The sequence below is a fragment of the Mixta gaviniae genome (assembly GCF_002953195.1).
Lineage (GTDB): Bacteria > Pseudomonadota > Gammaproteobacteria > Enterobacterales > Enterobacteriaceae > Mixta > Mixta gaviniae.
On the sequence record NZ_CP026377.1, the window covers coordinates 1,715,863 to 1,729,815 of the forward strand.

16 protein-coding genes are annotated in these 13,953 nt (G+C 59.0%); 6 read left to right on the forward strand and 10 right to left on the reverse strand.

Annotation, left to right across the window (positions count from 1 at the left end):
- Positions 1–52: 52 nt before the first annotated feature.
- Both C2E15_RS07920 and wrbA read right to left on the reverse strand, forming a co-directional pair.
- Positions 53–283 carry a YccJ family protein gene (locus C2E15_RS07920; protein ID WP_038626927.1) on the reverse strand — a complete coding sequence of 77 codons (231 nt, stop codon included), beginning with the start codon at positions 281–283 and terminating at the stop codon, positions 53–55.
- A gap of 24 nt (positions 284–307) precedes the next feature.
- Positions 308–907: an NAD(P)H:quinone oxidoreductase gene (gene wrbA, locus C2E15_RS07925; protein WP_104956885.1), complete on the reverse strand. Its 600-nt coding sequence runs from the start codon at positions 905–907 to the stop codon at positions 308–310.
- A 301-nt stretch (positions 908–1,208) separates the two neighbouring features.
- Here wrbA and C2E15_RS07930 point away from each other — a divergent pair, with 301 nt between their 5' ends.
- Positions 1,209–2,132 (forward strand): DMT family transporter, encoded by a 924-nt coding sequence (locus tag C2E15_RS07930; protein WP_104956886.1) that lies wholly within the window; start codon positions 1,209–1,211, stop codon positions 2,130–2,132.
- A gap of 3 nt (positions 2,133–2,135) precedes the next feature.
- Here C2E15_RS07930 and rutG read toward each other — a convergent pair whose 3' ends face one another.
- From rutG to rutA, 6 genes are read right to left on the reverse strand one after another with little or no spacing between them, the layout of a single operon-like run.
- Positions 2,136–3,464 carry a pyrimidine utilization transport protein G gene (gene rutG / locus C2E15_RS07935; protein ID WP_104956887.1) on the reverse strand — a complete coding sequence of 443 codons (1,329 nt, stop codon included), beginning with the start codon at positions 3,462–3,464 and terminating at the stop codon, positions 2,136–2,138.
- A 41-nt stretch (positions 3,465–3,505) separates the two neighbouring features.
- Positions 3,506–4,030, reverse strand: coding sequence for an NADH-dependent FMN reductase RutF (rutF, locus tag C2E15_RS07940; protein ID WP_104956888.1), 525 nt, complete (start codon positions 4,028–4,030; stop codon positions 3,506–3,508).
- 18 nt (positions 4,031–4,048) lie between these two features.
- On the reverse strand, positions 4,049–4,861 hold the full coding sequence (gene rutD, locus C2E15_RS07945; protein ID WP_104956889.1) for a pyrimidine utilization protein D: 813 nt from the start codon (positions 4,859–4,861) through the stop codon (positions 4,049–4,051).
- Positions 4,862–4,868: 7 nt separating this feature from the next.
- Positions 4,869–5,255 carry a pyrimidine utilization protein C gene (rutC, locus tag C2E15_RS07950; RefSeq protein WP_104956890.1) on the reverse strand — a complete coding sequence of 129 codons (387 nt, stop codon included), beginning with the start codon at positions 5,253–5,255 and terminating at the stop codon, positions 4,869–4,871.
- An 11-nt stretch (positions 5,256–5,266) separates the two neighbouring features.
- Complete coding sequence (rutB, locus tag C2E15_RS07955; RefSeq protein WP_104959118.1) at positions 5,267–6,016, reverse strand: pyrimidine utilization protein B; 750 nt, start codon at positions 6,014–6,016, stop codon at positions 5,267–5,269.
- Positions 6,016–7,107 (reverse strand): pyrimidine utilization protein A, encoded by a 1,092-nt coding sequence (gene rutA, locus C2E15_RS07960; protein WP_104956891.1) that lies wholly within the window; start codon positions 7,105–7,107, stop codon positions 6,016–6,018. Before rutA ends, rutB begins: the two co-directional genes overlap by 1 nt.
- 304 nt (positions 7,108–7,411) lie before the next feature.
- Here rutA and rutR point away from each other — a divergent pair, with 304 nt between their 5' ends.
- Both rutR and C2E15_RS07970 read left to right on the forward strand, forming a co-directional pair.
- Positions 7,412–8,041, forward strand: a complete 630-nt coding sequence (rutR, locus tag C2E15_RS07965) for an HTH-type transcriptional regulator RutR (protein ID WP_104956892.1) — start codon at positions 7,412–7,414, stop codon at positions 8,039–8,041.
- A gap of 78 nt (positions 8,042–8,119) precedes the next feature.
- On the forward strand, positions 8,120–9,085 hold the full coding sequence (locus C2E15_RS07970) for a metal-dependent hydrolase (RefSeq protein ID WP_104956893.1): 966 nt from the start codon (positions 8,120–8,122) through the stop codon (positions 9,083–9,085).
- A gap of 46 nt (positions 9,086–9,131) precedes the next feature.
- Here the strand turns inward: C2E15_RS07970 and cycA are convergent, their stop codons facing one another.
- Positions 9,132–10,526, reverse strand: coding sequence for a D-serine/D-alanine/glycine transporter (gene cycA / locus C2E15_RS07975; RefSeq protein WP_104956894.1), 1,395 nt, complete (start codon positions 10,524–10,526; stop codon positions 9,132–9,134).
- Positions 10,527–10,844: 318 nt separating this feature from the next.
- Between cycA and C2E15_RS07980 the strand changes: the two genes are divergently transcribed.
- The 3 genes from C2E15_RS07980 (at position 10,845) to C2E15_RS07990 (ending at position 13,611) form a co-directional block, all read left to right on the forward strand.
- Positions 10,845–11,519 carry an extensin-like domain-containing protein gene (locus C2E15_RS07980; protein WP_104959119.1) on the forward strand — a complete coding sequence of 225 codons (675 nt, stop codon included), beginning with the start codon at positions 10,845–10,847 and terminating at the stop codon, positions 11,517–11,519.
- 625 nt (positions 11,520–12,144) lie between these two features.
- Complete coding sequence (locus C2E15_RS07985; RefSeq protein WP_104956895.1) at positions 12,145–12,864, forward strand: autoinducer binding domain-containing protein; 720 nt, start codon at positions 12,145–12,147, stop codon at positions 12,862–12,864.
- Positions 12,865–12,993: 129 nt separating this feature from the next.
- Positions 12,994–13,611 carry an acyl-homoserine-lactone synthase gene (locus tag C2E15_RS07990; protein WP_104956896.1) on the forward strand — a complete coding sequence of 206 codons (618 nt, stop codon included), beginning with the start codon at positions 12,994–12,996 and terminating at the stop codon, positions 13,609–13,611.
- Here the strand turns inward: C2E15_RS07990 and C2E15_RS07995 are convergent.
- Positions 13,608–13,943: a GlpM family protein gene (locus C2E15_RS07995; RefSeq protein WP_104956897.1), complete on the reverse strand. Its 336-nt coding sequence runs from the start codon at positions 13,941–13,943 to the stop codon at positions 13,608–13,610. The two genes, C2E15_RS07990 and C2E15_RS07995, sit on opposite strands and share 4 nt — an antisense overlap.
- Positions 13,944–13,953 lie beyond the last annotated feature (10 nt).

A 13,953-nucleotide genomic window follows, 5' to 3' on the forward strand; every position in this document is an offset into this window, starting at 1 on the left:
GCTAAAAATAAACAGGGCGGGAAATTCCCGCCCCTGAATGGCATTGCGTGGCTCAGACGTTTTTACGTTCGACGACCGTATCATCCCAGGTCAGGACGTCGGCCTCGGTTTTATCGAAAGCGCGGAACAGCACTTCGTCATTGCCCTGCTGGCGCCAGATCTCTTCGGCCAGCTTTTCATCGTAATTCGCCACTTCAAAAATTGCCTCAGCAATCTCAGGTGAGGTATGGCGCAGGCTTGCCCATTCGCCGACGTGATGTGCTTTGGATTGTTGCGTTGCCATAATGTTCTCCTGTGTTGATTGAGACTATCCGCTCAGCTTTACCGCCAGACGGGCGACATGTTCACCCTGAAAGCGGGCGATATTCAGTTCCTCTTCCGAAGGCTGACGCGAGCCGTCGCCGCCGGCATAGGTGGAGGCGCCGTATGGCGTGCCGCCGCGCACCTGGCCGATATCGAACAGCTCTTTCGTGCCGTAGCCAATAGGAACGATCACCATGCCGTGATGGGCCAGCGTCGTCCAGGTGGAAGAGAGGGTATGCTCTTGTCCGCCGCCGGTACCGGTAGAGGTAAAGACACTGCCCAGCTTGCCATATAGCGCGCCGGAGGCCCAAAGCCCGCCGGTGCGGTCAAGGAAAGTGCGCATCTGGCCGGACATATTGCCGAAACGGGTAGGGGTACCGAAAATAATGGCGTCATACTGCGGCAGTTCTTCTGGCGTCGCTTCCGGCGCATCCTGATCGGTTTTACCGCCGACCTGAGCAAAGCGCTCAGCATCCATGGTTTCAGGCACCCGCTTTACGGTAACCTCAGCGCCGTCAACTTTACGTGCGCCTTCAGCGACCGCTTGCGCCATGGTTTCAACATGTCCATACATTGAATAGTAAAGCACCAGAATTTTCGCCATAGTTCGACCCCCTGTTGCATGTGTCTTGTGATAGCTGACGACTTACCCGACGATGTCAGTCGGCCCGCTTATTTTTTCGAGGTATCCGGTTTTTTATCGCCAGATTCCGGCGCCTGTTTCGGATCGTCTTTGCTCTGCTGGGATTGTTTCTGGGTCATAACGTTCTCCTGTAGCAATGAAAGATAACAACAGTAAATCAGTATAGAAGAAGACAGCGAGCTTGCCTGGACGCATCGCAGGATTGACCTGTCGCGCCGGGAAAAGCACACTATGCGCCACTGTTTTTCAGGACTTTCTGAATATGATAGGCTGTTTTTCACGCTACAAATGGCGTCTCACCCTGCCGGAAGCCATTCTGATCTTTATTACGATGATCTGGGGCGGCACCTTTATGGTGGTGCATCACGCGATGACCCTGAGCGGGCCATTCTTCTTCGTCGGCGTACGCTTCGCCACCGCCGCCTCGCTGCTGCTGCTATTTTCCCTGCGCGGGCTGGGGCGTTTTACGCGCCGTGAGCTGACGGCCGGGCTGTGGATCGGCATCGCCATCGGCTGCGGCTACGGCCTGCAAACCTGGGGCATGCAGACCATTTCCGGCAGCCAGTCCGCTTTTATTACCGCGCTCTATGTGCCGCTGGTGCCGCTGCTGCAGTGGGCCTTTTTGGGCAAAATGCCGGGCGTGATGTCCTGGGGCGGTATCGCGCTCGCTTTTGGCGGCCTGCTGCTGGTGGCGGGGCCGGAAAGCGGCGGGCTGGCCTTTAGCCATGGCGAGCTGGCGACGCTGCTCAGCACGCTGGCGATCGCGGCGGAAATCATCTTAATCAGCGCCAGCGCCGGCAAAGTGGATATCCGGCGTGTCACAATCGTGCAGCTGGCGGTGGCATCGCTTTTCTCCTTTATGCTGATGGCGCCCAACGGCGAGCAGTTGCCGACGATGTCGCCCTGGCTCTGGGTGAGCGCTCTGGGGCTGGGTGTCGCCAGCGCGCTGATCCAGGTCACCATGAACTGGGCACAGCGCAGCGTGTCGCCGACGCGCGCGACAGTCATCTACGCCGGCGAACCGGTATGGGCGGGCGTCGTGGGCCGCATCGCTGGCGAGCGTCTGCCCGGCGCGGCGCTGCTTGGCGGCGCGCTGATCGTGCTGGGCGTACTGGTGAGCGAAATACGGTTGAAAAGGCGGGCAGAGGCGCCGCCCGCCGTCCGGGAAGAGATCCGGGAAGAGTAAAGGCTAGCGGTGCTGGCGCGCGATATCGGCGCCGGGCAGCGACGCGGCGCGGTGCCGCAGCAGCGCATGCAGCAGAATGGCACCGAAGGTCGCCGTACCGATGCCGCCGAGCGTAAAGTCGCCAATGCGCAGCGCAAAATCGCCTGCGCCCAGCACCAGCGTCACCGCCACCATGATCAGGCTGCCGTTCTGGTTTAAATCCACCTGGTTTTGCACCCAAATGCGCGCCCCCGCTACGGCGATCAGGCCGAACACCACAATCGAGGCGCCGCCGATCACCGGCGCGGGAATGGTGTGGATCAGCGCGCCGAACTTGGGCGAAAAGCCGAGCAGCAGGGCGATAACGGCAGCGGCGACAAACGCCAGCGTCGAATAGACGCGCGTGACCGCCATCACGCCGATATTCTCGGCATAGGTGGTCACGCCGCTGCCGCCCAGACTACCGGAGAGCAGCGTTGCCAGCCCGTCGCCGACAAAGGCGCGCCCGATATAAGGATCAAGATTGCGGCCGGTCATCGCGGCCACCGCCTTGAGATGGCCGAGGTTCTCCGCCACCAGGATCACCGCGACCGGCGCGATCAGGGTGATAGCGGAGGCGGAGAAGACCGGCGTGGTAATCTGCGGCAGCCCCAGCCACGGAGCCTGCGCCACCAGGCTAAAGTCGACCGGCTTGCCCAGCCCCAGCCCGTTGGTCAACAGGGCATAGCAGCCCCAGGCCGCCATCAGCCCCACCAGAATCAGCAGACGCTGGATCATGCCGCGCGTAAACACCGCCGCCGAACCGATGCAGAGAATGGTCAACACTGCCATCCAGCTGTCGAACAGCGAAGCTGAAACGCTGCGCACCGCAATCGGCGCCAGGTTGAGGCCAATCGCCATCACTACCGCCCCGGTGACGACCGGCGGCATCAGCCGTTCGATCCAGCGTGTACCTGCCTTCATTACCACCACGCCGATCAGCGTATAGAGCAGGCCGCAGGCGACAATGCCGCCCAGCGCCACGCCGAGGTGCGGATTCAGTCCCTGACCGTTGAAGCCGGTTACGCCGATCACAACCCCGACAAACGCGGCGCTGGATCCCAGATAGCTGGGCACCCGTCCGCCGGTGATCAGAAAGAACAGCAGCGTACCGACGCCGGACATCATGATCGACAGATTGGGATCCAGCCCCATCAGCAGCGGCATCAACACCGTGGCGCCGAACATCGCCACGGCGTGCTGCAGGCCGAGGATCAGCGTCTGTCCGGCAGGCAGCGTCTCATCGGGTGCGATAATGCTCCCGGCACCGACCGCCGTTTTTTTATGCCATTGAGGAAACCAGGAACGGGCCATTTTTTTCTCCTGCAAAGGGATAATGTGCCGTCGCGGCGGCGTTAACTCGCTGCCTGTCGCAACAGGTGGTGATAGCCACGATCAAACCAGATCAGGCCGGATCCCTGCGCGCTGCAGACCAGCGCCTGGGCTTCGCAAAACAGAATATCGTGCGTACCCACGCTGACGGTTCGGCTGATACGGCAGTCAAAAGAGGCGACGGCGTCGTCCAGAATCGGCGCGCCCGTTGCCAGCGTGTGCCAGCCGGCGGCGAGAAAGCGCGTCTCCATGGGCGTTTTGCCGCCGAACAGATTCGACAGCGCCTCATGGCCGGCCGCCAGCGTGTTGACGCACAGCACCTGATTTTGCGAAAACGCCGGCCAGACCGAGGCGGATCGGTTAACACAGACCAGCAGCGTGGGCGGCGCGTCGGTAACGCTGCACACGGCCGAGGCGGTAAATCCGGCGCGCCCACCCGGCCCGTCAGTAGTGACGATATTGACGGCGGCGCCGAGGCGCGACATGGCGTTACGAAAATCCTGTTTCTCCACGCCGGAGAGCGCGGGGACAAAGGCGGATGACGACATAATGGCTCCTTAATCGGTTCAGGCGACGCGGCTGGCGTGCCGGGCAGTCGTTACCGGCGCGGCGTCAAGCCAGGCCAGCAGCAGGGCGTTAAAAGTGGCGCTGTCGGTAACGCTCATCGCATGGCCGCCCCAGTCCATCTGGCGTAGCGAGGCGTTGGGCAGTGCGCGGCAGAGCTGTTGCGAGCAGGTCCAGGGCACCAGCAGATCGTCGCGCGCGCAAATTGCCAGCACCGGCTGGACAATCGCCGTGGCCCGGGAATGAAAGTCGGCGCTCATTAGCGCATGCAGGCGCCGCAGCAGATTTTCCATTCCCTGGAAATGGGCGCATTGCAGGCTCTCCTCGGCCTCAATCCGCGCCTGACTGGCGGCGAGCCAGTCGGCGGGATAGAGAAACAGCGGCTGTGCCCGCACGTACGCCTCTATGCCGACATTGAGCAGCAGATCCTGACGCACGCGAAAACAGCGGCGCGTATGGGCGTCCAGCGTCAGCCAGCCGTTAACCACCACCAGCCGGTTCAGGCGGTCGGGATAGTCAAGCGCCAGCTGCAGCCCAATCAGCCCGCCTAACGCGTGCCCCAGCAGATCAAAGCGTGCAATGCCCGCATCGCTTAGCGCCTGCGCCAGCTCGGCGGCCATATCGCGCAGGCTATAGCCTTCCGGCAGACTATCCGGATTGCTGCCGGTGCCGCGCTGATCGTAGGTCGCGACCCGATAGCGCTGCTGCAGCGCCGACATCTGCGGCAGCCAGAAGCTGCCCAGGCCGCCAAGACCGGCGGCCAGCACGATGGTCGGGGCGCCGCTGTCGCAGCGGCCGGAAATGTCGATACGCATCATGGCCTCACTTAGCGAGATGGGCGGTGGTGGCAATTTCGATCAGCGCCTCAGGTTTGACCAGCCCGCACTGAATGCAGAAGCGCGCGGGCTTATCTCCCGGAAAATAGTCGGCATAGACCTGATTAATGGCGGCATAGTGCTGCCAGTCGGTAAGAAACAGCGCATTGAAGGTGACATCCTCCAGCGTGCCGCCCGCGGTTTCGATCACCCCCTTGATGATCTCCAGCACGTGACGCGTCTGTGCCGCCGCATCGCCCGGACAGACCACATTGTTTTGCGCGTCGAACGGCAGCGTGCCGGAAACATACAGCACGCCGTCCGCCAGCGCGCCGGGTGAAAAAGGGGCTATCGGCGTGCCGCTGCCGGGCGGAATAATGACCTGTTTAGGCATGAGAAGGCTCCTTATAGCGCTGCGGCGCAGGCCGGCTGTTGTTGCGTTTCGCCATCGTTTAGCGCCGCGCAGAAGCGGCTAACGTCCGAGACCCAGCCGAAAAAAGTTTCGATATTGAATAGCGCCGCCTGTTGGGCGAAAGGCGGGCCCGCCTGATGGGTGGCGTCCTCCAGCACGATGCCGAAATACTCCAGGAAAAAGCCGTCGCGCAGCGTCGATTCCACACAGACGTTGGTGGCGATGCCGGTAAACACCAGATGGCGGATCCCGCGGCTGCGCAGCATCCCGTCGAGCGGCGTATGGTAAAAGCCGCTGTAGCGCGGCTTGGGCAGCACAATATCGCCCGGCTGCGGCTGCAGGCTGTCTATCAGCGCATAGTCCCAGCCGCCTTTAGCCAGCAGCGTGCCCTGTAGCTCCGGCCGGCGACGCATGGTTTTCAGCGCGTTGGATTTATGGAAGTTCGGCGAACCGGCATCGCCCGCCTCAACGTACTGGTCATCCCAGCCGTTCTGGAACCAGATAATCTGGATGCCGGCGGCGCGTGCGGCGCTGACCGCGATGGCGATATTTTCAATCACCGGCTGCGTGGTGGAGACATCAAATCCCGCGAGATCGAGATAGCCGCCCGGCGTGGCATAGGCGTTCTGCATATCCACCACGATCAGCGCGGTTTGCGCGGGCGGGAAGACGATCGCTTCAGGACGCGCGGAGAGGGTGACGGCGGCCTGCTGGCTGGCACTGGCGCAGATAACCGGCTGCATCATGCCACCTCCTGCGTTGCCAGAGCGAGGTGCGCGCGACAGGCGAGCAGCGGCTGAATACGTTCGCCGAACGCCTCGATGCCCTGTAGAAAATCATCGAAGGTCAGCAGCACCCCCTCGGCGCCTTCAACCTGCGCCACCTCATCCAGCATGCGCGCTACGCTGGCGTATGAGCCGACCAGCGTGCCCATATTGATATTCACGGCGGAAGTCGGGTCAGCCATTTGACGTACGTTGGTATCGCTGCCGGAACGCTTATCCTGCTGGCTCTGGGTGGTCAGCCACGCCAGCGCTTCTTCATCGGCGCCCGCCTTGTAATGCTCCCATTTAGCACGCGCCGCCTCGTCGGTTTCATCGGCGATAATCATAAACAGCACGAAGGAGCCGACGTTGCGCTGCGCGGCATCGGCGGCCGCCTTCATGCGCGCCGCGGTCGGCGCAAAGGCGGCCGGAGTGTTAACCCCTTTGCCGAAACAGAAGTTGTAGTCGGCATGGCGGGCGGAGAAAGCCATGCCGGCGTCGCTCTGGCCGGCGCAGATCACCTTCATCGCTTTGCGCGGGCGCGGGCTGAGGCGGCAATCGTTCATGGTAAAGAACTCGCCCTTCAGATCGCTTTTGCCGCTGCCCCAGAGGTCGCGCAGCACGGTGACATATTCGGTCAGGTAGTCGTAACGCCGGGCGAAATAATCGTCGCCGGGCCAGAGGCCCATCTGCTCATACTCCGGTTTCTGCCAGCCGGTCACCAGGTTGACGCCGAAGCGTCCTTCGGCGATGGAGTCGATGGTGGCGGCCATACGCGCCACAATCGCCGGCGGCAGGGTCAGCGTCGCCGCCGTGGCGTAAATTTCGATGCGCGACGTTACCGCCGCCAGGCCCGCCATCAGCGTGAAAGATTCCAGGTTGTGATCCCAGAACTCCGTTTTGCCGCCGAAGCCGCGCAGCTTGATCATCGATAGCGCGAAATCGAAATGGTAATGCTCCGCTTTTTGGACGATCGCCTTATTGAGTTCAAATGTGGGCATATACTGCGGCGCGTGGCTGGAAATCAGCCAGCCGTTGTTACCGACAGGAATAAAGACGCCTATTTTCATGTGAAACCCTCATGGTTGGATGATTGCCGATCGCGCTGCGGTGCATCCTGCCTCCTGTTCCGGCGGCGCTCAAAGGAGAGAAAGCAAAGGGCGTGCCATAAAAAATAAAGACAATTTATTCAGCCAGATAACTCAAAAGGCGTAGTTTATGACCCCGCGCGCTGCGCCAAAACGGACCGTTTGGTCAAAAAACGCTGCACAAAAAGCAGGCGGAAAGGCGCCAGGCATGTGCAGAGCCGGAGGCAGCTTTTCCCATCTCTGCTAAGATGCAGCGCGAACAGAGTGGAGAAAGGAGCAGGAGAGAGTGGAAAACAAGGCACCTACACGGCGCGCGCAGGCGGTAGCGGCGAAGCGCTCGGCGATCCTTGATGCTGCGCTGACGTACTTTTCGCAGTTCGGCATGCACGGCACTCGCCTGGATAAAGTGGCCGAGCGCGCCGGCGTGTCGAAAACAAACCTGCTCTACTATTTTCCTTCGAAAGAGGCGCTCTATATCGCGGTGTTAAAAGCGATCCTGGATGTCTGGCTGGCGCCGCTGCGTGCGCTGCGCGAGGATCAGGATCCGCTGGCGGCGATTCGTCACTACATCCAGCTTAAGCTCGAGGTCTCGCGCGATCATCCTCAGGCTTCGCGGCTTTTCTGCCTGGAGATGCTGCAGGGCGCGCCGCTGCTGAAGGCGGAGCTGGAGGGCGATCTTAAGGCGCTGATTGATGAGAAGTCGCGGGTGATAGAAAACTGGATCGTGCAGAAGCGGCTGGCGCCGGTAGAGCCGCAGCACCTGATTTTTATGCTCTGGGCGACGACGCAGCACTATGCGGACTTTTCCGTGCAGGTAGAGGCGATCACCGGCCGCACTCTGACTGATCCGGCGTTTTTCCAGCAAACGGTCGCCAATGTGCAGCATATGGTGATCGAAGGTATCCGTATCCGTTAGGCGTCGGCGAAAACTTTACTTTCAGCGCGGCGGGATCCTGCCAGGCTTAGAGCGTTAGGGTGCAACGCAGGAGCAAACATGGATTCCGTTTCACAGTGGGTTCTCGGCGCCTCGGTGTCGATGGCCGTTATGGGCCGCCGGGTGCCGCTTTGGCAATCGGCGCTGGTGGGCGCGTTCTGCGGCACGCTGCCCGACCTTGATGTGTTTCTCGATCATGGCGATGCAATCAGTAATATGACGCTGCATCGCACCGAAAGTCATGCGCTGTTCTGGCTGACGCTCATTTCTCCCCTGCTCGCCTGGCTGCTCGCCGGGGCGCTGAAGCAAACCTTTCAGTGGGTTCGCTGGTGGCCGGCTGTCTGGCTGGCATTGATTACCCATCCGCTGCTCGATTTGATGACGGTGTATGGCACCCAGCTCGGCCTGCCGTTTACCGATTACCCCTGGGCTATCGGCAGCGTGTTTATTGTCGATCCGCTCTATACGCTGCCGCTGATTATCGGCCTGATCGCTGCTTTTTGGCGGCGCGAAGCGCGCTGGAGCCGCGCCGGACTGGCAGTAAGCTCACTCTATCTGCTCTGGAGCGTGGCGGTGCAGGGCATCGCCACCGGGCAGACGGCGCCGCAGGTCGCGCGGCTGGCAGGCGAGAACGCGCGGCTGCTGGTCACGCCCACCGCTTTTAACACCCTGGTCTGGCGCGTGGTGGCGGTGACGCCGGAGCAATATTACGAAGGTTACTGGTCGCTGTTGTCGCCCCGGCGCCCGCTGCAGCTTAGCGCGCACTCTCGTGGCGCAGCGCTTTACCCGCAGTGGCAAGGGGATGGGGCGGTAGAGCGGGTCGCCTGGTTCAGCCACGGCTTTTTTGCGCTGCGCGAGCAGCAGGGCCATCTGCTGATCAGCGATCTGCGCATGGGCGAAGCGCCGCACTTCACCTTTACCTTCGATTTGGGCACGCCGCAGGCGCGTGATCCGCATCCGACGCGTCTGCCTTCCGCGCGGCCCTCGCTGGCGGAGAGCTGGCGAACGCTGCGTCAGCGCTTATAAAGAAAAAGGGCGAACCTCGGTTCGCCCTTTTTGCGCTATCGCCCGATCAGCGTGCCTTGCGGCGACGCATCCACCAGCCGAAGCCCAGCATAATAAACCACAGCGGCGTGACTATCAGCGCGTTGCGGGTATCTTCCTGCAGGGTCAGCAGAACGATAACAAAGGCGAAGAAGGCCAGGCAGACCCAGCACATCACCTTGCCCAGCGGCATTTTAAAGGTGGACTGGCGGTGACGCTCCGGATACTTCTTACGGTACGCCATGTACGAGCAGAGGATAATGCTCCAGACGAACATAAACAGGATGGCCGAAACGGTGGTGACCATGGTGAAAACCGTCATCACGTTAGGGATCAGGTAGATCAGCGCCACGCCCGCCAGCAGGCAGAAGCAGGAGAAGAACAGCCCCGAGGTCGGCACCGCGCGCGCCGAGAGGCGACCGAAGGTGCGGTGCGCGACGCCCTGTTCCGCCAGGCCGTAAAGCATACGGCTGGTGGAGAAGATGCCGCTGTTGGCGGAGGAGGCCGCAGAGGTTAGCACCACGAAGTTAACGATGCTGGCCGCCGCCGGCAGGCCAATCAGCATAAACATCTCAACGAACGGGCTGCGATCGGCCACCACGCTGTCCCAGGGCGTCACCGCCATAATCACCATCAGTGCCAGTACATAAAACATAATGACGCGCAGCGGAATAGCGTTGATGGCGCGCGGCAATACCTTATGCGGATCGTGGGTTTCTGCGGCGGCAGTGCCTACCAGCTCAATGCCGACAAAGGCGAAAACGGCGATCTGGAAGCCGGCGAAGAAGCCGCTCAGCCCTTTCGGGAACATACCGCCATGATCCCAGATGTTGGAGAGCGCCGCCGTGCCGCCGCCAGGCGAGGGATAGTGCATCGCCACCAGCACGACGCCGGTAACAATCAGTGCGACGATGGCGACGATTTTAATAATCGCGAACCAGAATTCCATCTCGCCGAACATCTTCACCGTCACGATATTCAGCGCAAGGAACACCACCACGCAGAGCAGGGCGCTCATCCAGATGGAGAAATCGGGGAACCAGAGCTGGAAATAGGCGCTGATCGCCACCACGTCGGCGATGCCGGTCACCACCCAGCAGAACCAGTAGGTCCAGCCGGTAAAGTAGCCCGCCCAGGGGCCGAGCAGGTCGGCGGCGAAATCGCTAAAGGATTTGTATTCCAGATTCGACAACAGCAGCTCGCCCATGGCGCGCATGACGAAAAACAGCATAAAGCCGATGATCATATAGACGAAAATGATCGACGGTCCCGCCAGGCTGATGGTTTTCCCGGAGCCCATAAACAGGCCGGTGCCGATCGCGCCGCCGATAGCCATTAGCTGAATATGACGATTATGCAGGCTGCGCCGGAGCTTATCCGGGCCTTCTGCTTTTTGCAGTGTACTTTTCACGTTGTCTACCATGGAGTGGTTCCTGTCTGTGATGTTGTGCGGCTCTGCTGGCCGATATTTATCGTTCTTACCGGCAGGTAAGTTGGCATAAGATAGTGTAATTAACGGATTAACAGCTAATGATTTTTGCCAATCCTACAGGATCTCTCGCCCGATGTTGGCATCATTTATTTACGTCTGGTGCAAAGGCGCAACTTTTATGCAGCATGGGTATAAAAAACGCATCATTGCTCTCTTTTGCAGCAAACGGCGGCGGACTGACTACACTTAATCAGCAACCGCAACGGCGGCTAACGGGAGAAACAGGTGAAAGGCATCGCGATCGCGCTGATGATAATAGTGGCCGCGCTGGCGGGTTTTCCCTGGCTTAAGCATCATCTGCCGACCTACCTGAATCCCTTTGCGCCGCTCTCGGTGACCGATCCGCCCGGCTGGGTCACGCGCTATAAGCTGCAGCGTATCCGACACGATCCCGCTGCCTGTCTGGCGGTGCTGGAACGCGCGCGCGCGGCAGGGCTGGTGAACTTTACCCGGCCGCCGCCGATGCATGGCGCCTGCCCGCTGGCGATGCCGATTCGCATCCAGCGCTTTGCCGGCGTAGGACTCAGCAGCAGCTTTCTCGCCAGCTGCCCGCTGGCGGTGAGCAGCACCATGTTTATATTGCAGGCGAACCGGCGCGCGCTTGCCGCGCCGCAGCGCTCACCGCTGCGGCAGGTCGAGCATGTCGGCAGCTACGCCTGCCGCAATATTTATCATCGCGCCCAGGGGCGACGCAGCGAGCATGCGACGGCGGACGCGTGGGATGTAACGGCGTTTCGCCAGGCGAACGGCGCGCGCATTAGCGTCGGGCGAGACTGGCGCCGGCAAGGGGCGGAGGGCGATTTGCTGCGTCAGTGGTTCAGCGACAGCTGCGTCTGGTTCGGCAATGCTCTGGGGCCGGACTACAACGCGGCGCACGCCACGCATTTTCATCTGGGGATGCAGGGCTACGGAATTTGTCGTTAGTACCGCTGTTTTTTAGCGCATCTGCTGAAAAAACGGCCCCCTGAAGCGTAAATTATTGTAATCGACGCCTTGTTTTCCTGAATAAAATTTAATACCGCATCTCAGTTTTTCTAATATAAATTATAATAATCATTGGCAGAGATTATTACGCACAAATCAGAATGTTAATTTGCCTGCGTTTCATTTACGGGGCAAAACGGAGCCATCTATTAGCCTCTTTTATGTGTTGGCTTTCTATTCTGACGAAAACCAGGATTATCCTGGATTGCGTCTGCCCGCCACTGGGTTATAGTTTGTAGCAGATCGCAAAAATCTATTCTGTCCAAAGTGCAAGGGGATTGAATAGTTTTAAGAAAAATCTTACCCTCTGCAGGTTGGCGGTAAAGAATGTATAAAAGCAGCGCTAATGAATATAACTTTACTAAATTACAAGGATTTGATTGGTATACTTAAGGCATTAAGTTTACATCTGCTTAACGGACCAGAAATGCAGCATTTTTAAAGCCGCATCCGTTAAGCAATATAATTAAAAAAATTTTTCGAGAGCATTTAATTTTTTGTTACATCGGTGGCAGTTTGACTTAAACCACGGCGCGAGCGGTCAGCGCGTACCGGTGAGGCTTTAATGACGTTCGATGATTACTTTGCCTGGCGCAGGGAGGTCGAGGCTCAGTTTTTTTTACTGAATAACACTGAAGAGTTAACAAACGCGTTGCAACAGCAGATTGAAGCGCTGGGGCTGGATCACTTTGCCTTATTTATTCGTCATCCTGTCCCTTTTACCCGGCCGAAAACCTTTCTTTTCACCACATACCCATCGAGCTGGATAAAGCGATACGATAATGAAAACTATTATGCCGTCGATCCTATTTTGCGTGAGTGTCTGCCGGGAAAATTTATAGCCTGGGGGGATGCCGTTTCGGAGAAGAATGAAATATTCTGGCGGGAGGCAAAAGCGTATGGATTGGCGTCAGGCTTTTCCTGTTCGCTGATGGCCTGCAACCGCGCGACAGGTATATTATCGGTGGCATCAAAAAAAGCGTTAAATATGCTGCACATGATGCCGCAAAAACAGTTGAGACTGCAGTATCTTTTGGATCTGTCGCTACAAACGCTGCTGCGTTTAGATGATGTGTCGATGCGGATTTTAGATATAACCTTAAGTCCACGCGAACTGGAAATTTTAAAATGGACGGCGGAAGGAAAAACGGCTGCGGAGATTTCATTGATACTTTCTATCTCGCCTTACACGGTTAACTTCCATCAAAAGAATTTGCAGAAGCGTTTTAACGCGCCGAATAAAACTCAGGTTGCCAGCTATGCGGCTGCGATTGGCTTGCTGTGACGAGCATTGCAACTACTAAATTTAGTAGTTTCATAAGGTTAACCGGTTGTCTACCCTTCGGCCGGGGTATCAGCTGGGTAAACGCCGTATGCATACGGCTCAAACGAGGGAGTGCGACAGGGGAACATGATGAAGATTATCCAAACCCAGCTAAAGGATATGCCATCCTCGTTATTGGCGGAATTGGGCAGTTATCGCTACAGCGTATTTGCGCGCGGCGAAGGGTGGTCGATACCCTCGCGGCTGAGTACGCCAGGGCAGGAGTACGATCGCTTTGACCGTTCCGACGTCACCTGGCTTATTGCCTGGCATGCGCGTCTCGGCATTTGCGGCTGCGCGCGGCTGATGCAGTGGCAGGAGCCGGGTAATATCGAAGGGATTAGCGTACCGTTCGATCGTAAAGAAGCGGTGTGGGAGATGTCGCGTTTTTCCGCACGTCTTGACGTCGATAATGAGCTGCCGCTGACCATTCTCTGGCATGCTGTGCAGCTGGCGGAGTTATCAGGCATCGATTATCTGGTCAGCGCCGCGACGCCGATGCTGGAGCAGATGTTTGAGCAGCATAAGGTGGGGTTCGAGCCCCTGACGCCGGGGCTGATTCAGTCTGAGGACAATCTGTTCGCGGTGAAAATCCCGGTGAAGCAGCAGGAGCTGGCGGAAAAATATCGCGGCGCGCGTCGCTTCAGCCCGGAAGAAGTCCTGCCTTCGCTGGGGGTTTCCATCAACTGGCAGTCGCACGGGCGTTAACGCCAGCGCGTCCAGAGCGTAATCAGCAACCATGCGGCCAGCACCCAGCAAAGCACGGCGCTGGCCAGCGCAAGCGGCAGCCGCATTATGCCGATAAAAAACCACAGCGAAAGCAGATAGAGAAAGTAGGGCAGGATAGCCCACATGCCGAACACCAGCGTGGCGCGCAGCGCCGCCGTGCCCTTATCGGTTGCGACCAGATAGTGCGCGATCAGCGCGAAGGTAGGAAACAGCGGCAGCAGACCCGCAATGTAGTAGTTCTTACTCTTCGCCAGCAGGCCGATCGCCACCACCATGAGCGCGCCAATCAGCGCCTTTAGCAACAAACCCATTATCTTATCC